This window comes from Luteibacter aegosomatissinici, from assembly GCF_023078495.1.
GTDB classification, from domain to species: Bacteria; Pseudomonadota; Gammaproteobacteria; order Xanthomonadales; family Rhodanobacteraceae; genus Luteibacter; species Luteibacter aegosomatissinici.
The window spans coordinates 3,901,638-3,921,360 of sequence record NZ_CP095742.1; the positions used below are offsets into that span (position 1 = coordinate 3,901,638).

Annotated in this window: 16 protein-coding genes; 8 read left to right on the forward strand and 8 right to left on the reverse strand. The window is 65.9% G+C overall.

What is annotated here, in order from left to right; translation table 11 throughout:
- The first annotated feature begins 158 nt into the window (after positions 1-158).
- Positions 159-398, forward strand: coding sequence for a hypothetical protein (locus tag L2Y97_RS17570; RefSeq protein ID WP_247429164.1), 240 nt, complete (start codon positions 159-161; stop codon positions 396-398).
- A gap of 78 nt (positions 399-476) precedes the next feature.
- On the opposite strand, the gene secF is transcribed toward L2Y97_RS17570, so the two are convergent.
- The 4 genes from secF to tgt all read right to left on the reverse strand — a co-directional run bounded on the left by secF (position 477) and on the right by tgt (position 5,068).
- Complete coding sequence (secF, locus tag L2Y97_RS17575; protein ID WP_247429167.1) at positions 477-1,439, reverse strand: protein translocase subunit SecF; 963 nt, start codon at positions 1,437-1,439, stop codon at positions 477-479.
- Positions 1,440-1,452: 13 nt separating this feature from the next.
- A complete protein-coding gene (gene secD / locus L2Y97_RS17580; protein ID WP_247429170.1) occupies positions 1,453-3,327 on the reverse strand; it encodes a protein translocase subunit SecD in 1,875 nt (624 codons plus the stop codon).
- A gap of 60 nt (positions 3,328-3,387) precedes the next feature.
- Entirely contained in the window at positions 3,388-3,726 is a 339-nt protein-coding gene (gene yajC, locus L2Y97_RS17585) for a preprotein translocase subunit YajC (RefSeq protein WP_247429173.1), read from the reverse strand.
- Between the two features lie 205 nt (positions 3,727-3,931).
- Positions 3,932-5,068, reverse strand: a complete 1,137-nt coding sequence (gene tgt, locus L2Y97_RS17590) for a tRNA guanosine(34) transglycosylase Tgt (protein ID WP_247429176.1) — start codon at positions 5,066-5,068, stop codon at positions 3,932-3,934.
- A gap of 127 nt (positions 5,069-5,195) precedes the next feature.
- Between tgt and fliK the strand changes: the two genes are divergently transcribed.
- Positions 5,196-6,359 carry a flagellar hook-length control protein FliK gene (gene fliK, locus L2Y97_RS17595; RefSeq protein WP_247429179.1) on the forward strand — a complete coding sequence of 388 codons (1,164 nt, stop codon included), beginning with the start codon at positions 5,196-5,198 and terminating at the stop codon, positions 6,357-6,359.
- Entirely contained in the window at positions 6,356-6,619 is a 264-nt protein-coding gene (locus tag L2Y97_RS17600; protein WP_247429182.1) for a flagellar biosynthesis protein, read from the forward strand. The genes fliK and L2Y97_RS17600 overlap by 4 nt, the downstream gene beginning before the upstream one ends.
- Here L2Y97_RS17600 and murD read toward each other — a convergent pair.
- From murD to L2Y97_RS17615, 3 genes are read right to left on the reverse strand one after another with little or no spacing between them, the layout of a single operon-like run.
- Positions 6,616-7,968 carry a UDP-N-acetylmuramoyl-L-alanine--D-glutamate ligase gene (gene murD / locus L2Y97_RS17605; protein WP_247429185.1) on the reverse strand — a complete coding sequence of 451 codons (1,353 nt, stop codon included), beginning with the start codon at positions 7,966-7,968 and terminating at the stop codon, positions 6,616-6,618. The genes L2Y97_RS17600 and murD overlap by 4 nt on opposite strands.
- Positions 7,955-9,295 carry a UDP-N-acetyl-alpha-D-muramoyl-L-alanyl-L-glutamate epimerase gene (gene murL, locus L2Y97_RS17610; RefSeq protein WP_484497488.1) on the reverse strand — a complete coding sequence of 447 codons (1,341 nt, stop codon included), beginning with the start codon at positions 9,293-9,295 and terminating at the stop codon, positions 7,955-7,957. The genes murD and murL overlap by 14 nt, the downstream gene beginning before the upstream one ends.
- 5 nt (positions 9,296-9,300) lie before the next feature.
- Complete coding sequence (locus L2Y97_RS17615; RefSeq protein WP_247436869.1) at positions 9,301-11,862, reverse strand: bifunctional aspartate kinase/diaminopimelate decarboxylase; 2,562 nt, start codon at positions 11,860-11,862, stop codon at positions 9,301-9,303.
- 213 nt (positions 11,863-12,075) lie between these two features.
- Here L2Y97_RS17615 and L2Y97_RS17620 point away from each other — a divergent pair, with 213 nt between their 5' ends.
- The 5 genes from L2Y97_RS17620 (at position 12,076) to L2Y97_RS17640 (ending at position 18,421) form a co-directional block, all read left to right on the forward strand.
- Positions 12,076-13,389, forward strand: a complete 1,314-nt coding sequence (locus L2Y97_RS17620; RefSeq protein WP_247429190.1) for an APC family permease — start codon at positions 12,076-12,078, stop codon at positions 13,387-13,389.
- A 47-nt stretch (positions 13,390-13,436) separates the two neighbouring features.
- Positions 13,437-13,988, forward strand: coding sequence for a (2Fe-2S)-binding protein (locus L2Y97_RS17625; RefSeq protein ID WP_283248290.1), 552 nt, complete (start codon positions 13,437-13,439; stop codon positions 13,986-13,988).
- Entirely contained in the window at positions 13,985-16,261 is a 2,277-nt protein-coding gene (locus L2Y97_RS17630) for a xanthine dehydrogenase family protein molybdopterin-binding subunit (RefSeq protein WP_247429193.1), read from the forward strand. The genes L2Y97_RS17625 and L2Y97_RS17630 overlap by 4 nt, the downstream gene beginning before the upstream one ends.
- Positions 16,262-16,288: 27 nt before the next feature.
- Positions 16,289-17,053 (forward strand): class I SAM-dependent methyltransferase, encoded by a 765-nt coding sequence (locus tag L2Y97_RS17635; RefSeq protein ID WP_247429196.1) that lies wholly within the window; start codon positions 16,289-16,291, stop codon positions 17,051-17,053.
- A gap of 84 nt (positions 17,054-17,137) precedes the next feature.
- The gene (locus L2Y97_RS17640) at positions 17,138-18,421 is read left to right on the forward strand and encodes a polyhydroxyalkanoate depolymerase (RefSeq protein ID WP_247429199.1); all 1,284 of its coding nucleotides are present in this window, start codon (positions 17,138-17,140) and stop codon (positions 18,419-18,421) included.
- A gap of 111 nt (positions 18,422-18,532) precedes the next feature.
- Here L2Y97_RS17640 and L2Y97_RS17645 read toward each other — a convergent pair whose 3' ends face one another.
- Positions 18,533-19,636: an SLC13 family permease gene (locus tag L2Y97_RS17645; RefSeq protein WP_247429202.1), complete on the reverse strand. Its 1,104-nt coding sequence runs from the start codon at positions 19,634-19,636 to the stop codon at positions 18,533-18,535.
- Positions 19,637-19,723: the final 87 nt, after the last annotated feature.

Consider the following 19,723-nt stretch of genomic DNA (forward strand, 5'->3'; position numbering starts at 1 on the left):
GGGGCGTTCTTGCATGCAACCCCTTACCACGTCAAGGAATCCGTTCAGGATTCCGGCACTTGCCTCGAAGATTCTTGTAGGGTATTTCCTACAAGCAAGCGGCCTCACAAAGCATTCACGAAGGCCGTGAAACAGGGGAAAGCAGGGGCAACATCATCATGAACGTCATCACCACCACGGCACCGTCGCGGCGCCTTGCGTGGACCGTCGCAACCGTACTCGCCCTGGCCGGCATTGTTGGCCTGGTATTGGCACCGCGCGTCGCGGCCGCCATCCCGAGGACGGCTATCCAGATGGTCTACGCCTGGCTCTGTTGCTCGCTAGTGGGTTCGGCCTACGTCGTCGTTACGCTTGCGAACGATGCCGAGGGCGCCATTGAGGACAGCGAAGATTTCTGATCCCAGGGCTGGGACGTACATCGAAACAAAAAAACCCGCCGAAAGGCGGGTTTTTCGTTTCCAGCGGTAGCGCCACCCTTACGGGCGACGCTCCAGCGCCGGGTCTTCCTTCGAGCGGGGCATCAGGTCCTGCTTGGACACGCCCAGCCACAGCAGGATGGGGCTGGCCACGAAGATCGAGGACAGCGTACCCACCAGGATGCCGATCAGCATGGTGATGGCGAAGCCGTGCACCGCCGTGCCACCGAAGAAGAACAGCGCCGCCATGGTGATGCCGGTGAACAGCGAGGTGATGATGGTTCGCGACAGCGTGCTGTTGATCGAACGGTTCAGCACCTCTTCCGGCGTGGCATTGCGGCTGGAACGGAACAGTTCACGGACGCGGTCGAACACCACCACCTTATCGTTGATCGAGTAACCGACCACCGCGAGCACCGAGGCCAGCACAGTCAGGTCGAACTCACGCTGGGTCAGCGCGAAGATGCCCAGGGTCACCAGCACGTCGTGGACTTCGGTCGCAAGCGCCGCGATGGCGAAGCGCTTTTCGAAGCGGATCCACAGGTAGCCCATGATGCCGACGATGACGAAGATGACCGCGTAGATGCCATCCGAGCGCAGCTCTTCACCGACCTGCGGGCCGACGAAGGATTTGCTCTTCATGACCGCATCCGGGCGCACCTTCTGCAGGGCCGCCATGATGTCAGCCGAGACCTTGGCCGCCGCCTCGTCACCCGTCAGGCCCGAGGACCCGTGGTCATCCTTTGGCTGCAGGCGTACGGTCACCTCGCGCGTGCCACCCACGGCCTGCACCAGCGGGTTTTCCATGCCAGCGCTGGTCAGGGCCTGGCGGACGTCATTGGTATCCACCGCGTTCTGGTAGGCGACGTTGACGGCCACACCACCGACGAAATCCTGACCGTAGTTGAAGCCCTTGGTGACGATCAGGCCAATCGAGCCGAGCATCAACAGGATGGCAAGGCCAATGCTGTACTTGCGCAGGCCGAGGAAGTTGAAATTAGCGTTGTGGTTGAAAATTTCCATGGCGTATGTCCCCTCAGACCGACAGGGTCTTGAGCTTGCGGCCGCCGTGGATCAGCGCCGTGATGGCATGGGTGACGGTCACCGAAGTGAACATCGAGGTGAGGATACCGATGAACAGCGTGACGCCGAAGCCCTTGATCGGACCCGAGCCCATGGTCATCAGGCCCAGCGCAGCGAGCAGGTGGGTCACGTTGGCGTCAAGGATGGTGGCCCATGCCTTGTCGTAACCGGTACGGATGGAGGCCAGCGGCGACGAGCCGTTGCGCAGTTCTTCGCGGATGCGTTCGCAGATCAGCACGTTGGCGTCGATCGCCATACCCAGCGTCAGCACGATACCCGCGATGCCAGGCATGGTCAGCGTCACGCCGATCGCGGACATCACCGCCACGAGCAGCACCAGGTTGAAGAACAGCGCGACGTCGGCCACCAGGCCGAACAGCTTGTAGTAGATGGCTGCGGCGAGCAGCACCAGGCCAAGGCCCAGCATCACGGCCTTGAAGCCCTTGTCGATGTTATCGGCGCCCAGGCTGGGGCCGATCACGCTCTCGCTGACGATATCCACCGGCACCGCGAACGAACCGCCACGCAGCAGCAGCGCCAGCTCGGCGGCTTCGGCATCGGAAGGCAGGCCATTGGTCTGGAACTGCTTGCCGAACGGACCGCTGATGTTGGCGTAGTTGATCACCTCTTCGGTGATCTTCGGCGTCTTCACTTCCTTGCCGTCGACCATCTTGGTCTCGAGCGTACGCGTGATGTAGAGCACCGCCATCGGCTTGCCGACGTTATCGTTGGTGAACTCCTGCATCTTGCGCGCACCGGCTGCGTTCAGCGTGACGCTGACGTTCGGCGTGCCGTTCTGCTGGTCGCGGCCCGAGGTGGCGGTGACCAGTTCATCGCCGCTGGCGATGACCTTCTTGCTCAGGAGGTACGGCTGGTGATCGCGACCGAAGTACAGCTTGGCATCCGGCGGGACGCTACCCGAGCGGGCGGCTTCCATCGCCTGCTGCGGCGTGTACAGGCCGGCGCGGTACTGCAGCGACGCCACGGCACCGATGATCTTCTTGGCCTCGGCCGTATCCTGCACGCCGGCCAGGTCGACGATGATCTGGTTGGCACCCTGCTGCTGGATCAGCGGTTCGGACACGCCAAGCTGGTTGACGCGCTGGCGCAGCGTGGTGACGTTCTGGGTGATGACGCTCTGGCTCAGTTCACGCAGCTTGGTCGGCTTGACCACGGCATTCAGCGCAAAGCCGTTGCCGGCGGCGGCCGCGTCATTGACGAGCAGATCCGGGTAGTCGGAGCCGATCAGGCCGGCCGCCTTCTGGCGCTCGGCATCGGTACGCAGCACGATGTTGACGCCCTGGCCGCGCGCATTGCGCGTGACCGAGTCGTACTGCACGCCCTTGTCGTGCAGAAGCGAGCGGATATCGTCGGTGTAGCGCGTTTCCTGCGCATCGATCATCGCGTTCTGGTCCACTTCCATGAGGAAGTGCACGCCACCCTGCAGGTCGAGACCCAGCGGCATGGAATTGGCGTTGATCGAACGCAGCCAGGACGGCACGGTGGAGGCGAGGTTCAGCGCCACCGTGTAGTTATCGCCCAGGCCGACGCGCAGCGCGTCGGACGCCTTGGCCTGCTGGTCGGCATTGCCGAAGCGGGCGAGCAGGCGGCCATCCTTTTCATTCACATCGACCGCGACGGCCGGCACCTTGGCGGTAGCCAGCAGCCCTTCGACCTTGCTCTTCAGTGACGCGTCGACCGCCGCACCGCGGTTGCCCGAAACCTGCACCGCCGGCTGGGGCGGGAAGACGTTCGGCAGCGCGTACACGATGCCGACCAGCAACACGATTACGACCAGCGCGTACTTCCAGCGTGGAAAATCACTCATGCCTTACATTCCATGGGTGCGGCCGCCCGGCGGCCGCGGCTGACGCGTCTGAGAGAAAACTCAGTTCTTCTTGAGGCTGCCCTTCGGCAGCACCTGGGTGACGGCACCCTTCTGCATCTGGACGACCACGCCCGGGGCGATTTCGACCTTGACGAAGGCATCGCCCACTTCTTCGATGCGACCGGCGAGACCGCCGTTCATCACGACCTCATCGCCCTTGGCGAGCGCGGCCAGGAGCGCGCGGTGCTCCTTCTGACGCTTCATCTGCGGGCGGATCATCATGAAATAGAAGATGCCGAACAGCACCGCCATCATGATGAGCGGAGAAAGGCCAAGCGCGCCCTGCGGGGCGGCGGCCGGGGCGGCCTGGGCAATGGCGGCGTACGTCATGGGGCTCATCGGGTTTCTCGCAAGTCATGGATCGGCCAAGAAAAAGCGGCCGATCACGTAAAAAGATCGTGGATTATGCCACGCCCCCCGGCGGCGGTGTACCGCGCCAGCACAAGGCTTTGGGGGCGCGGCAGGCGCCCCGCAAGGCCACTGGCACAAAGTGTGAAGCAGGTGCATCCGAGGGAACCCCGTCGGGCTGCTCACATGCGCCGGGTCACAGCGTGCCGTCGACGGTGGCCTTCGTACGCGCCGCATAGAACGCGGCCACGAAGTCGTCGAGCGTGCCCGCCTCGATCGCGCCACGCAGGCCTGCCATCAGCCGCTGGTAATGGCGGAGGTTATGCATGGTGGCCAGCTGGCTGCCCAGGATCTCGTTGCAGCGATCCAGATGGCGCAGGTAGGCACGGCTGAAGCCATTGGCGCAGGCGTAGCAGTCGCAACCTTCCTCGATCACGCGCGTATCGGTGGCGAACTTCGCGTTTCGGATACGCAACGTGCCTTCCGCCGTGAACAGGAAGCCGTTCCGGGCGTTGCGGGTAGGCATCACGCAATCGAACATGTCGATGCCACGGCGCACCGCCTCGACGATGTCCTCCGGGCGGCCGACGCCCATCAGGTAGCGCGGGCGGTCCTGGGGCAGCAGCGGCAGGGTGAAGTCCAGCGTATGGTTGCGCTCGGCCTCGGGCTCGCCAACGGCCAGGCCGCCCACGGCATAGCCGTCGAAACCGATGTCGACCAGTTGATCGACCGAGCGGCGGCGCAGGTTCTCATAGGTGCTGCCCTGGACGATGCCGAACAGGTTGTTCGGGTTCCCCAGGTCGTTGAACGCCCGCCGGGACCGCTCCGCCCAGCGCAGGCTCAGCTCCATCGAATCCGAGGCCACCTTCTCCGTGGCCGGGTACGGCGTGCACTCATCGAAGATCATGGCCACGTCGGAATCCAGCACGGTCTGGATCTTCATCGAGACTTCGGGCGACAGGAACACCTTCGAGCCATCGACCGGCGAAGCGAACGTGACGCCTTCTTCGGTGATCTTGCGCTTATGGGCCAGGGAGAAGACCTGGAAGCCGCCAGAGTCGGTCAGGATCGGCCGGTCCCAGCCGATGAACTTATGCAGGCCGCCGAATGCGCCGACGATATCCAGGCCCGGGCGCAGGAAAAGATGAAACGTGTTGCCCAGGATGATCTCGGCACCCGTATCGCGGACATCGCGCGGGGTCATGGCCTTCACCGAGCCATAGGTGCCCACGGGCATGAAGGCCGGGGTCTCAACGGTGCCCCGGCCAAAGCGCAGTCGGCCGCGCCGCGCCGCGCCATCGGTGGCGAGGAGTTCGAAAGGGAGATTGCTCATCCGCCCATTCTACCCCGTCCGGCCAGGCCACCCGTCACCTAAAGGTTCCAGAGAATCAGCCGATTCTTACGAGCACACAGGAGCGCATCCACCACGGATAACGCCCAGGCCCCCGGAGGACCTGCCCTTGATCATCCAGCCGACCAGCCTCGCCGCCCAGCTTTGGGCCGGTGCGGCCGCGGGTACCACAGCGGCCACCACCCAGTCATGGGCGGTGGGCACGCTGCTTGCCGCCCGCCTGCTCGGCCAGACCGACGTGGGCAAGGTCCTCCTCGATATTGGCGGCATGGCGGTGGAAGCGGATGCGGCGGGCACGTCGCTGCCGCAGCAGTTCCAGGTGCGCGTGATGACCCAGGGTCCCCAGCCGCAGCTGGAGATCGTGGTCGGGAACACGGATGAGCGCATCGCCATGCAGGGCCTGCGCGAGCGGCTACCCCTGCAGAATGGTTACTCGCAGTTGCTCAGCGTGCTTTCTGCCCTCGCCCGTCGGCCGGTCGCTCGCGTGCTCCCCGAGCCGCTGCGCACCGCGCTGGCCACGCTCGAGGCATCGATCAGCAAGCCCGATGACGTAAGCACGCCCGAGGGCATGAAGCAGGCCATCGCCAAGAGCGGTGCGTTCCTGGAAGCCCACCTGGCCGAGCCACATAACGAAGCGCCGGCGGCTGACGATTTCAAGGCGGCGCTGCTGAACCTGCGCCGTGCCCTGGCGGACATCCCGCAGACACGCCAGGCCATGATCCAGGCGCCGTCGCGCCAGTTCACCGATACACCACCCCCTCTTGCCCAGCGCGCGCTCGTGGCGCAGCCGCGTGCGGAGGAACTGTTGGCGGATGAAGAAACCGCCGACGGCCTCGTTTCGCACCTGCGCACCGATGTGCGCGCCGCGCTGTCGCGCGTGGAAATCGGCCAGCTGGAATCGCAGCCACATGCCGGTTTGTGGATGGTTGAAATCCCGTTGACCGGCGTTCGCGGCTACGACGTGCTGCAGCTTCGCATCGAGGAAGGCAAGCCCTCGCAAGGCGAGCCCGAAGGTATGTGGACCGTGGGCTTCGCTATCGATCCGCCGACCCTAGGCGCCGTGCAGGGCGAAGTGCAGCTGCGGGGATCGCGCGTGTCGGTGCGCCTGTGGGCTCAGTATCCCGAGACCGTGTCGCGCCTGGAGAACGAATTCACCACGCTGCGCCGCGTGCTCGAGAAGAGCAAGCTGCAGCTTGACCACTTTGCCTGCATGCACGGGCTACCCGTACCGACGGGCGCGTACAGCGCCGTCCTTCTCGAAGCACGCGCATGACCCAGTCGCTCCCTTCACCGCGCCGCAGCGTCACGCTGCGGATGGCCACCCCTACCAGCAACGGCAATACCCAACGCATCGATGCCGATGGCGTGAAGGCGCTGCTGGACCGCGCACAGCTGCTTGGCCTGGCGCCGCACCTGGATCCGCAGATTGCGACGCTGCTGGCTGCAGTTCGGCTGCGCGATGACGTGCCGTCGGAGTTGTACGCCGCGCTGGCGGCCGTCGTCGGCACGCTATTGAACGCGACGCACGATTAAGCGATGCCGAGGCCCTGGATGCTGGCGGCCTTTGCCTCGAACCCGGCCATCTCCGCAAAGCGCTTGCCGCGGTCCGCGTAGTCCTTGAATTGATCAAAGCTGGGCGCGCCCGGCGACAGCACGACCGTACCCCTCCCATGCAACGCATTGCGCGCGGCGCCGACGGCAGCGGCCAGGTCGGTGGCACGGAATACGTTGGCGACGCCTGCGACCTCGAGCGCATCGGCAATGCGCGGGCCATTCCGGCCCTGGCAGATGATGGCGTCGGGCGCGTGCTTGCGCATGGCGTCGACGAACACCGACCAATCCAGCCCACGGTCATGCCCGCCGACGATGAGCGCAACGTGCCCGTCGTGCACACTTTCCAACGCGGCAAGGCTCGCCAGCGGCGTGGTGCTGATCGAATCGTTGATCCAGCGCAGCCCATCCCGCTCGCCCAGCGGTTGCAAGCGGTGCGGCAACGGCAGGAAGGTCGCAAGCGCGGGTGCCGCGGCGCGTGCGTCCAGCCCCATCAATTCCAGGGCCGCCAGGGCAGCACAGGCGTTGATCGCGTTGTGCAGGCCAGGCGCTGCCACCTTACCCGCCGCGAGCACGCGCTCATCACCACGCCGGATCCACCCCTCGGCCACGTGCCAGCCGGCCGTGCCGCCGAACGTATTCAGGCCGGGATGATCGAGCGCACGGTCGAGGAGCGACGGCTGCATGCCGTTGACCAGCACGCGCGCGGACGCCGCGAGCAGTTTCAGCTTGTCATCCACGTAGCGTTCGCGCGAGCCATGCCAGTCGAGGTGCTCCTCGTACAGGCTGGTCACGACACCCAGATCGACACCCATCGCTTCGCCGGTCTGGAAACTGGAAAGCTCGATCACCCAGAGATCGGCATCCCCTTCATCCAGTTCCAGCAATGGCAAGCCGATATTGCCGGCCAGCGCCGTACGCACGCCGAGTGAACGAGCTAGGTGCGCGATAAGCGCCGAGGTGGTGCTCTTGCCCTTGGTGCCGGTCACCGCAATGGTTCGCGCGCCGGGGTGGCCACCAAACCAGAGCGCCGTGCCCGACGTAAAGTGCGTACCTGCGGCCTGCGCCTCCAGCAACTCGGGTTTGTACGCTGAAATGCCCGGCGATTTGATCACCACGTCATAGCGCGAAAGCGCCTGGGCATCCGGCGGCGTCGCAATAACGCCCGCACGCGGGTAGGCCGCCGCGGCGACATCCCCTTCGTCGGCACCCACGTAGAGATCGACGGGCGTTCCCGGCAGGCGCCGGGCAAGCGCATCAAGCGCCGCCCGCCCTTCCCGGCCAAACCCCCAGACGGCAATGCGCTTGCCGGCCAGGTCAGCCCAGCGCATCCAGTGCTCCAAGCAAGCGCGCCGGCACCAGGTGCGATGCGCCCGGCTTCAGCCAGGGCTCAAGCGCCAGCTCCGATGCATCGAGCTGCGGCAGGATCTCGCGGCGGAAGCGCGCCACGAGGGCGTCCTCCTGCCACTCCGGCCGCGTCGACAGGGCATATAGCGCAGCGCGCGCCTCAGCACCTTCGCCCACGCATTCGAACGGCTTGTGGTCGTGGTATTCGAGCAACGCATCGAACGCGTCGGCCAGGTCCGGATCATCCAGCAGGTTGCGGCCAAAGATCTGCAGCAGCCGCGGCTTGGGCATGAACGGCGCCAGCGCCAGGAATACGAAGTGGCACTTCGGGCACTGACCGCACCAGCGATCCGCCGGCTTGGGGCCGAGGATACGGAAATTGCGGTTGCAGCTTGAAAACACGTTGAAGTACTCGCCACCCAGCCGCGCGAACGCGCTGGTCACCGCCAGCTCGGACCATGGGCGCAGCAGCGAGCAGTAGTCCAGGTCGGCGGCGACGTGCGAGTGCACGTAATCGTGGAAGGTCTTCTCGAAACCGAAGCCCTTGCTCCACTGGTGATTCACTTCCTGGCCTTCGTATTCGAGCGTGGCGACTGACGCCGAGCGCTCGTTGGCGAAGACGATGGAATCGTAACCGTAGAGCACCGCAGCCACGACGAGGATCGCCGAGTTGATCGCGGTGACGGGGATGTGTCCGTTCCACGCGCCGAGCCGGTTCAGCTCGAACAGGCCGGGTGCCAGTTCGCGCGAGATGTTCAGCGTAGAGAGGCCCGTGCGTGCGGCGCACTCGGCGATGAGGGGCGAATTACCCACCCAGGTCGCCGTGGCGTCGGCGCCGATCGATTTCACAGCCTCGACCGCCACCACCGAATCCTTGCCGCCACCGATGGGCAGCAGCGACCGCTGCGGCAAACCGATCGCCGGTGCGGAGGCAGGTGCCGTGCCGTTGTGCGGGAACCGTATGCGGCTTCGCAAATCCAGCCGGTTCCGGTAAGCGAACTCAGCCAGGCCATGCAGGTAGAGCGCGTCGAACATCGACGCGCCCTCCGCATCCAATGGCTCGCCTTCCACCACGATCGACGGTGGAATGCCCGCTTTGTAATAGCTGACGCCGGCCACCAGGTGGAGCAGGCGCAACGCGGCCGCCAAAGCCGCCTCGCGCCCCGCCGGTACGGCCGGCGCACCGGGGAACGTGATGCGCTCCACCAGCTCCGGGCCCTCATCGAACGCATAAGCCAGTTCAGCCACGCCATCGGCATAGCCGTGGCGGACAAAACGGAAGCGCTGGCTTTCGCGCGGATCGGCGAGCACGGTGGTCACGGCAAAAGCACCTCATCGGCTGCATCACGCAAGTTGTAGCGCGATGCCATCACGGCGCCATAGGCGCCTCCTTGTGCAATAAGTATCACGTCATCCTCGAACGATTCGGGCAAACGCCGGTCGGAACCAAGGATATCGCCTGATTCGCAGATCGGGCCGACCACCTGGTACATCGTGGTGGCGGGCTCGCCAAACCGGGAGAGGTTGGCGATCTCGTGCCATGCATCGTACAGGGCGGGGCGGATCAGGCTGTTCATGCCGGTATCCAGGCCCAGGTAACGGATGTTGCTGCCCTTTTCCTTTTCCTGCGTGACCCTGGCCAGCAAGACGCCGGCATCGGCCACGAGGAAGCGACCGGGCTCCATCCACACCTGGAACTGCGGGTAGGCCTGGCGCACGGCCATCAGCACGCGATCCAGCGCCACGATATCCAGCGCGGTTTCACCCGGATGCGAGGGCACGCCCAGGCCGCCACCGATGTTCAGCACCGTGATGGTGCCGATACGCTCGGCAAGCGCCGCCAGCTGCGAATACACCTCGCCCCAGTGCGCGGCATCCAGGATGCCGGAGCCGAGGTGGGCGTGCAGGCCGATCACCCGTGCGCCGGCGTCGTCGGCCAGGCGCAGGAAGCGATCGACCTGCTCGATGGGCACGCCGAACTTGCTGCCGGTGCCGCCCGTCTTCACCTTCTGGTGATGGCCCAGGCCGCGGCCCAGGTCCACGCGCAGCACGATGTCGCGGCCGCGGAACAGGTCACCCCAGTGTTCGATCGGGTGCAGCGCATCGATGGTGATGGTGGCGCGGGTTTTCAGCGCGGCCTCGAAATCGCGGCGCGCGGCGAAGTTGGGCGTGAACAGCAGCGGCGCGCTTTCCGGGACCACGGCCGAGACCGCCTCGAGTTCGCCCGGCGAAACGCATTCGAACGCAAAGCCCTCTTCCGCGAGCACCTTGAGGATGCCCGGGTGCGTGTTCGCCTTCACCGCGTAATGCGCCCGGTCCACGGCCTGCAGCGATTTCACCTTCCGCGCCTGCGCACGCACGGTGGGCAGATGGTAGGCGTAGCGGGGCGTGCGCTCCTGGGCGAGCTGCAGCAGGCGCGGGCGCTCACCCTGCCACCATGCGGCGGCGGGCAACGGGGCCTCGCCACTGCCGTACAGCGATTGCCAAGCGGGGCCGAACACCATGCTGTCGTCGGTGCGCAGCGCACCGGCGCCGATGAGCAGTTCGTGCAGGCGCGGCAGCATCTCGTCAACGACATCCTCGTCCACCACGAAGGTGAGGTTGAGGTTGTTCGATGACTGCGAGATGAGATGCACGCGCAACTGGCCAAACTCGGCCAGCACACCGGAAAGTTTGTGCAGCATGGAGCGCATGCCGCGGCCCACCAGCGTGATCGCGGCGCACGGGGCGATCACCTTCACCCGGCACACCCGGGCCAGGTCGGCGGCAAGCGCCGCGATGGCGTCCGAGTCCAGCAGGTTTTCCGTGGGATCCAGCGAAACCGTGACGTTGGTTTCCGCCGAACCAATCAGGTCCACCGACAGGCCATGGCGCTTGAATGCATCGAACACATCGGCAAGAAAACCGACCTGCTGCCACATGCCCACCGATTCCATGGACACCAGCGTGATGCCCTTGCGTGCGCTGATCGCCTTGATGCTCGGCGCATGCTCGCGCACCTCGGGCCCGATGACCGTGCCTTCCAGTTCCGGACGGTTGGTGTCCTTCACCAGCAGCGGCACACGGGGTTCGCGCAGCGGCGAAAGGCAGCGCGGGTGCAGCACCTTGGCTCCCGTGGAAGCGATTTCCTGGGCTTCTTCGTAGTCGAGGCGCTGGAGTAGCCGCGCGCCAGCGACCTGGCGCGGATTCGCGCTGAACATGCCCGCCACGTCGGTCCAGATCTCGACACGCGCCGCGGCCAGCAACGCGCCGAAGTACGCTGCCGAGGTATCCGAACCACCACGCCCCAGCAACACGGTGCGGCCCTCCTCATCCCTGGCGATAAAGCCCTGGGTAATGAAGACATCGCCGCGCGCGGCGAGCGCCGCCGACAGCGCCGGATCGGGATGCGGCTCGACCATGGCCGAGAGCAGGCGCGTGCGTTCGTTCTGGTTGGGCAACGCCACCGCGTTCAGGCACTCGCGCGCATCCAGCCATGCCGTGGGCAGGCCGTTGGCACTGAGGAATGCCGCGCCCAGGGCGCTGGACATCAGCTCGCCGTGCGCCTGCACGGCCGCCTGCCAGGCCAGCTCGCCGAGTTCGGCGGGGCCGGTGTCGGCAAGGCTGGCGAGATCGGCCAGTCGCGCGCCGAGGGTCTCGGGGAGTGCCAGCGACATCTCGCCCAGCAGGGCATGGTGGCGATCGGCCAGTGCGGAGGCCGCATCCGAGCGGCGTTTGGGTTCCGTGTGCGTGCAAAGCTGTTTCAGGCCATCCGTAATACCGGACAGGGCCGAGACCACGATCAGCACGCGCGCGCCTTCGGCGCGACGGCTGGCGGCCAGCTCGAGGATATTGCGCCAGCGTGCGGCGGTGGCAACGGAGGTGCCGCCGAACTTCATGACGATCCAGGGCGCGTTGGCAGGCAACGGCGCGTTTGCGTTTTCGCTCACGGTTCTCTTTTGCATCGGTTGGGAAATGAGGCGCACCAGGGGCCACCAGGGCCCCGATACATCCCCCGGAGTGTTGCGCCGCAACGAGAAAAAGGCAACGAGCCCCTTCACATACGTCCCTACCCACGCCATCCTCTCGCTTTCCCCTGCAAAGCGCCGCCCATGGATTCCCCCGGATACGCCCGCCGCATCAATCTCATGGACGCTGCGCTCATCGTGGTCGGCGGCATCATCGGCGGCGGCATCTTCCTTAATCCGGGTATCGCCGCCCAGCGCACCAGCTCCGGCTGGGTGTTGCTCGCCCTGTGGGTCGCGGGTGGCCTGCTCACCCTCGTCGGCTGCCTCTGCTACGCCGAGCTTGGCGCGCGCCGGCCGCAGGCGGGCGGCAGCTACGTCTACCTGCGCGAGGCCTTCGGCAAGCTGGCTGGGTTCCTGTTCGGCTGGACGATGCTGCTGGTGATCTACAGCGGCAGCAGCGCGGCCGTGGCGACCATTTTTGGCAGCTACGCGACATCGGTATTCGGGCTGTCCCCCACCCTGGTGAAACCGCTGGCCGTGGGGGCCCTGGTCTTCGTCACCGGCATCAACCTGTTTGGCATCCGCCTCGGCGCGCAGGTGCAGAACGTATTCGCCATCCTCAAGCTGGCCGCCATCGCGGTGCTGGTCATCACGGGCCTCGCTTTCGCCGGCGCGGGTACCAGCCAGGCCATGGCGCCCAGCCCCACCGCCGTCACGGGCGGCCTGGCCGGGGCCCTGCTACCGGTGCTGTTCGCCTTCTCCGGCTTCAGCTACCTCAACAACCTGGCCGGTGAGGTTCGCGACCCCCAGCGCACGCTGCCCCGCGCGCTGGTGCTGGGCATGCTGATCGTGATCGCCGCGTACGTCCTCACCAACTACGCTTACCTGGCCGTGCTGGGCCACGACGGGCTCGCCGCCAGCCAGGCCCCCGCCGCCGATGTGATGAGCCGGGTATTCGGCGCCGCCGGCGCGAAGCTGATCGCCATCGGCATCGCCATTTCCACCCTGGGCTTCTGCAATATCACGCTCGTGGCAGGCGCCCGCGTCCTCCAGGTCATGGGCGAGGATGGCCTGTTCTTCGCCAGCGTGGCCCGGCTGCACCCGAAGCACCGTACGCCCAACATCGCGCTCGCGGCACTTTCAGCCTGGGCGATCGTGCTGGTGCTGGTCGCCAATTACGGCCAGTTGCTCGATTTCGCGGCCTTTGGCGACTGGGCCGCGTATGCGGTCACGATCGCCACCCTGTTCTGGTATCGCCGCCATGTGAAGGAACGCCCGAGCTTCGTCACACCGGCTTATCCCCTGCTCCCGCTGCTGTTCCTCGCCACGGTCATCGGCGTGGTCATCGCCTACTCGTGGTCCAAGCCGCTCAGCGCGGCGGTGGTCTGCGCCGTGGTGGTGGCCGGCCTGCCCGTCTATGCCGTATGGCAACGGCTGTTCAGTAAAGGCGCTCGCTGAACGGAGGCCCGGATGCCACAATGGCCCGGTTCAGCTGAGGAAAGCAGATGGCACAGCAAGGCCCGACGTCTCCCGTACCCGTACCCACACCGCAAGGCGCCACGGATGTGCCGCCCAAGCCCGTACGCGAAGGCATCGACCTGATCGTCAACGATGAGCGCTTTCGCCACACCGGCGACAAGGCCATGCCGTTGCTGTGGTACCTGCGCGACGTGTTGCGCCTCACGGGCGCCAAGTACGGTTGCGACCAGGGTAACTGCGGTTTCTGCACGGTCATTGTCGATGGCAAGGCGATCGCCAGTTGCCAGACCAAGATGGAAGGGATGGCCGGCAAGCGCGTCACCACCATCGAAGGGCTCTCCGGCAAGGATGGCAGCCTGCACCCCGTCCAGCAGGCATGGATCGATGAAGACGCGATCATGTGCGGCTTCTGCCAGCCCGGCCAGATCATGGCCGCGGTGGATCTGCTGAACCACCAGAAGAATCCATCCGATGCCGATATCGACAAGATCGGCAACCTGTGCCGTTGCGGCAGCTACGGCCGGATCCGCAAGGCCATCAAGCGCGCCGCAGTCAGCATGAAGGACAAGAAGGCATGAGTGGCGAAATCCGCCTTTCGCGCCGCCGTTTCCTGAAGTACGCCGCGGGTGCGGCGGGCGCCCTGGTCATTGGTATCGGTACCGCGGAAGCGGCCGACCGCCCTGTGCCCGTCAGCCTGCTCGGCGATGCGTGGTCCCAGGTAGGCCCGTACCTGCGCGTGGCGCAGGATGGGCGCATCTTTATTGGCGTGCGCGATCCGGATAACGGGGAAGGTACCGCCACGTCGCTCGCCCGCATCATCGCCGACGAGCTCGACGCCGACTGGAACCACGTCGTCGTGGAATACCTGGGCCTCGGTGTTGAGCCTGGCAACGGCGAACCGAAGTTCACTTATGGGCGCCAGCGCAGCGGTGACGCCACCAGCATCCCTGCCGCATGGGCCGACCTGCGCCAGGCTGGCGCGCTCGCTCGCTGGCTGCTACTGCAAGCTGCAGCGCGCCGCCTGGGCGTACCCGCCGAGCAGCTGCGCGGCGAAGCGGGCATGGCCGTCGCAGCCGATGGCCGCCGCATCGCTTATGGCGATCTCGCCAGTGCGGCCGCCAGCATCGATGCACCGGCCAACCCGCCGCCGCTGAAAGCCGCCGAACGCTACAAGCTTATTGGCCAGCCCGCGGGCGATATCGATGCACGCGCCGCCGTGACGGGCACGCTGCGCTACGCCGCGGATGAGAACATCGGCGATCCCGTGATCGCGGTACTCGCGCGCTGCCCGTATCCAGGCGGCGCGCTGGATACGGCCGACCGTGAAGCGGCCTCGAAGGTCCCGGGCGTGTATGCCGTCATCGATATCACGCCCGAACAGGGCCAGATTGCAGGCATGGCCGCACAGGCGCCTGCGCTGGCCATTATCGCCGCCGATACCTGGGCCGCACTGAAGGGCCGCGAGGCACTCAAGGCCACGTGGAAACCGGGGCAGGCCATTGAGCCCACCAGCGCCGAACTGGAAAAGAAAGCGCTCGAACTGTTCGACACCGATGCCCCGGCAACCACCACGGTGCGCAACGATGGCGATATCGCGGCCGCCCGGAAAAAAGCCGCTCGCGCGCTCGAGGCAACGTATGTGCAGCCCTGGGTGGCACACGCCACGGCCGAGACGCCCAACTGCCTGGTAAGGCTCGATCCCGACACCCGCATCACGATCATCGCCGCCTCGCAGGCGCCGCGACAGGCTTACACCGTGGTGCAACGGATGACCGGCTTCCGCCCCGACCAGATCGATATTCGTGTGCCGCGTGGTGGCGGTGGTTTTGGCCGCCGCCTGGAGCAGGATTACATCGCCGAGGCCGTGGCCATCGCCATGGCGAAGAAGCCGCAGGACATCCAGAACCGCGCCGTACGCGTACTCTGGACCCGCGACGACGACCTTGCCCGCGATTTCTACCGTCCGCTGGCCGTGCACCGCCTGAACGCATCGCTGGATCGCAAGAAGGCCATCGTTGGCTGGCATCAGCGCATGGCGAGCCCCTCTGCGTTGGTCGGCCGCGCGACGCCTACAGATCGCCTCTGGCAATCCGAGCTGGTGGCCGATGCCCTGCCCGCCGGCCTCGTACCGCATTTCCGCAGCGATTACTTCGCACTGGATTCGCAGCTGGCCCGGGGCGAATGGCGTGGCTCACCCCACGTCACGCCCACCTTCGCGAGCGAAAGTTTTATCGATGAGCTTGCGCACGCGGTGAACGCCAACCCACTCGACTTCCGCCTGCAATTGCTCGGCGATGCGCGCCAGCTGCCGTACAACAGCCGGGGCGGCCCGATCGATACCGCCCGCATGGTCAATGTGCTGAAGCTGGCGGCCGAAAAGCTCGACTGGAGCCGCTGGCTGCGCAGTGAAAATGGCCTGGGCATCGCCTGTGCGTACGTGTTCGGCGCTTACGTGGCCCACGCGATCGAAGTATCGCCCACCAGCGATGGCATCGATATCCAGAGGGTCGTGTGCGTTGCCGATGTAGGCCGCGCGATCAACCCGCTGGGTCTCGCCGCCCAGCTGGAGGGCGCCACCATCGATGCGCTCTCGACCGCCCTCAACCTCGCCATCACGGTGAAGGACGGTAAGGTGCAGCAGACCGGGTTCAAGGATTATCCCATCGCGCCCACGCAGCCGATGCCCTACGAGGTGGAAACGGTGATCGTTCCCTCCACGGCCGAGCCCACGGGCGCCAGCGTCATCGGCGTGCCCTCGGCCGCCCCGGCATTGGCCAATGCGGTGTTCCGGGCCACGGCCGTTCGCGTGCGCAGGCTGCCCCTGCTCCGCGAACTGGCCCGCCTGCGCTAAACCCCATCACGGCTTTCGAGGTACCGCATGTCCACCGCATCGTTCACCTCGGGAGCCGCACCGCGACGTACGGATGCCGATCTCATCGCTGGCAACAAGCGCTTTTACGATGCGCTGTGGTCAGATGCGCACCTGTGCGCACCGGAACGCTTCAACACCTGGCCGCTCGTGGCCGAACTGGCAGCCAGCACCACGCGCCGGCTCGAAGTCGCCCCCGGCCTGCGCCCGCGCCTGCCGCTGGCCGATACGCAGTTCGTCGACCTGTCGCGCCCGGCCCTGGCTGAGCTGCGCCGGCATGGTGCCCGCGTCGCCAACGCCATGATCGGCGCCCTGCCGTTTGCCGATGCCAGCTTCGATTTCGTCTGCGCCTTCGACATCCTGGAACATGTGGTCGATGACGAGGGCGCCCTGGGCGAGCTGGCCCGGGTGGCGGCACCGGGCGCCAGCCTGCTGCTATCGACGCCGCTCCATCCTGACGCCTGGACCGCCTTCGACGATTTCGTCGGCCATTACCGGCGTTACGAGCCCGAAGGGATTCGCGCCCTGCTCGCCCGCCACGGGTTCACCATCGAGCGCAGCGCCGTCTACGGCATGCAGCCCAAATCCTCGAAGCTGCTGGACCTTGGCCAGTGGTTCCTGACCCACCAGCGGGCCCGCGCCATGTGGTGGTACAACCGGGTATTCATGCCGCTGGGCATGCGTTTCCAGAAGCCGCTGGACTTCAAACCGGGGTTCGACCCGGCCCCTGGCGTGGACGAAGTCCTGCTGGTCTGCCGCAAGGCAGGGCTTTAAATCGAGCAAAAACAGGGGCTTTACACATGGCGCGGCGCAACTGGTTATGATGCGCCACCCTCCCCGTCCCCGGATTGAAGCGGCATGCTCTATTTGATGCACGAATGGCAGCGCTCCATGCTCAGCCCGCTGTCGTACTGGGCTGAAGCAGGCGCCAAGATGTTTGGCGACCTTGCCAGCCCGTTTGCCCGCATGCCGGGTGCCGACCGCGCCGCGGCGGGTTACGAACTGATGTACCGCCTTGGCAAGGCGTACGAGAAGCCGGAATTCGATATCCACAGCGTGCACGCGCATGGCCACGACGTGGCTATCGTGGAGCAGGTGGCCATGAGCAAGCCGTTCTGCACGCTCAAGCGCTTCAAGCGCTTCAGCGATGACCAGGCCACCGTGGACAAGATGAAGCATGATCCGGCCGTGCTCGTCGTCGCCCCGCTCTCGGGCCACCACAGCACCCTGCTGCGCGATACCGTGCGCACGCTGCTGCGCGATCACAAGGTGTACATCACCGATTGGGTCGATGCGCGCATGATCCCGGTCGAGGAAGGCTCGTTCTCCCTCGCCGACTACGTGTCGTACATCGAGGATTTCATCCGCCACATGGGCGTGCACCGCGCGCACGTCGTGTCGGTATGCCAGCCCACCGTACCGGTGCTTGCGGCGGTATCGCTCATGGCGGCCCGCGGCGAAGCCACGCCGGCCACGCTCACCCTGATGGGCGGGCCGATCGATACCCGCAAGAGCCCGACCAGTGTGGATAACCTGGCCACGACGCGGCCGCTGTCGTGGTTCCGCAACCAACTGATCCACAAGGTGCCTTACCAGTACCCGGGTGCGGGCCGCGATGTGTACCCGGGCTTCCTGCAGCACGCCGGGTTCCTCGCCATGAACCCCAGCCGCCATGTCATGTCGCACTGGGATTTCTACGAGAACCTGCGCAAGGGTGACCTGGACGACGCCGAGGCGCACCGCAAGTTCTACGACGAATACAACGCCGTGCTCGATATGCCGGCCGAGTACTACCTGGACACGATCGAGACGGTGTTCCAGGAGCACCGCCTGCCGAAGGGTACGTGGGAAGTACACGGCGAGCTCGTGCAACCCGCGAAGATCAAGGACACCGCCCTGCTCACCATCGAGGGCGAGCTGGACGATATCTCGGGCCCGGGCCAGACCGAAGCGGCGCATGGCCTGTGCAAGGGCATCGCGAAAAAGCACAAGAAGCACATCACGGTGGAAGGCGCCGGCCACTACGGCATCTTCAGCGGCCGCCGCTGGCGTGATGTGGTGTACCCCGATGTGCGCGACTTCATCAAGAAGTACGACAAGGGCAACAGCAACACCGGTGAAAAAGGCACGCGCAAAGCCTGATTCACCCTGCGATGCTCTTTGTAGGAGCCCACCCTGTGGGCGACGCTCTTCGCGACAGTGCAGCAAACCCAGCGGCGGCATCGGCAACGATGTCGCCCACAGGGTGGGCTCCTACAACAGCAACCAGCCTACGGCGCCCATCACCAGGAAAAACGGCACTGACCACACGTGGAACGTGCCCCACGCGCTCTTCTCGCCCAACAGGCGGAGCGCGATCAGGTTCGCCAGCGACCCCAGGATGAAGCCGAAGCCGCCGATGTTCACGCCCCACGCGAGCGTGCGCCAATCGTGCGAGTACTCCGCCAGCAGGATCGCCGCCGGCACATTGCTCACCACCTGGGAGGCCAGCGCACCGGTCGCGAACAGGTGGCGCGGCTGGTGCAGGTCCAGCGCCCCCAGCCAGCCCTTCACGGCACCCAGGCCAGCCAGCATGCGCAGGTCGATGAACATCAGCACGAAGGTGAGCAGCAGGCCCCAGTCGATGGCCGCCAGGATCTTGCGCCGGAATGCCGCAAAGACGATGAACACACCGGCCAGGCCCCATGCCGCGTGGTGCATGTCGGCGAGGAACAGGAACGGCACATAGAGCACCGCTGCCACGATGAGCATGGTGCGGTCCAGGCCGTTATCGATGTGCTCGTGGACCTCCAGCCGCGCAGCCGGGAACGCCACTGCGGTAAGCGCCAGCAAAAGCGCCAGCGCGATGGCGACGACGGGCAGCATGGCCCATACGAACCCACCGAACCCGATCCCCCACTGCTGCCACAGGAAAAGGTTCTGCGGGTTGCCGATCGGTGTGAGCATGGAGCCGGCATTGACGGCCAGCGCCTCGAAGACAACCAGGCGCGTGGCCGGCATTCGCGCGATGCGGCAGATGCTCAGCGTAAGCGGCACCATGACGAACAACGAGACATCGTTGGTCAGCAGCATCGATAGCAGGGCGGTACCGGCGACGAGGCCAAGCGCGGCCACCCGGCGCGTCGAGGTGCGATCGATCAGCCAGCGCCCGGCGTGCGCGAGCGCGCCACTTTCCTCCACGGCCTTGGTAAGGATGAGCAGGCCAGTCAGCGCGGCGATGGTCGGCCAATCGACGAGCGACGGCCAGCTGGCCAGGCGCGAGGGCATGGCCACCGCGAACACGAGGGCCACGCTGAGCAACACGAGGAAAAATACATCGCGGCGCAAGTTGCGCAGCGACTCGGGGAACCAGGCCATCCGGACGATCCAGCAGGAGATGCGCGGATCATATCGGTTCCACATGTGCTGAAACTGTAGGAGCGCGCGAGCGCGCTCCTACAAGGG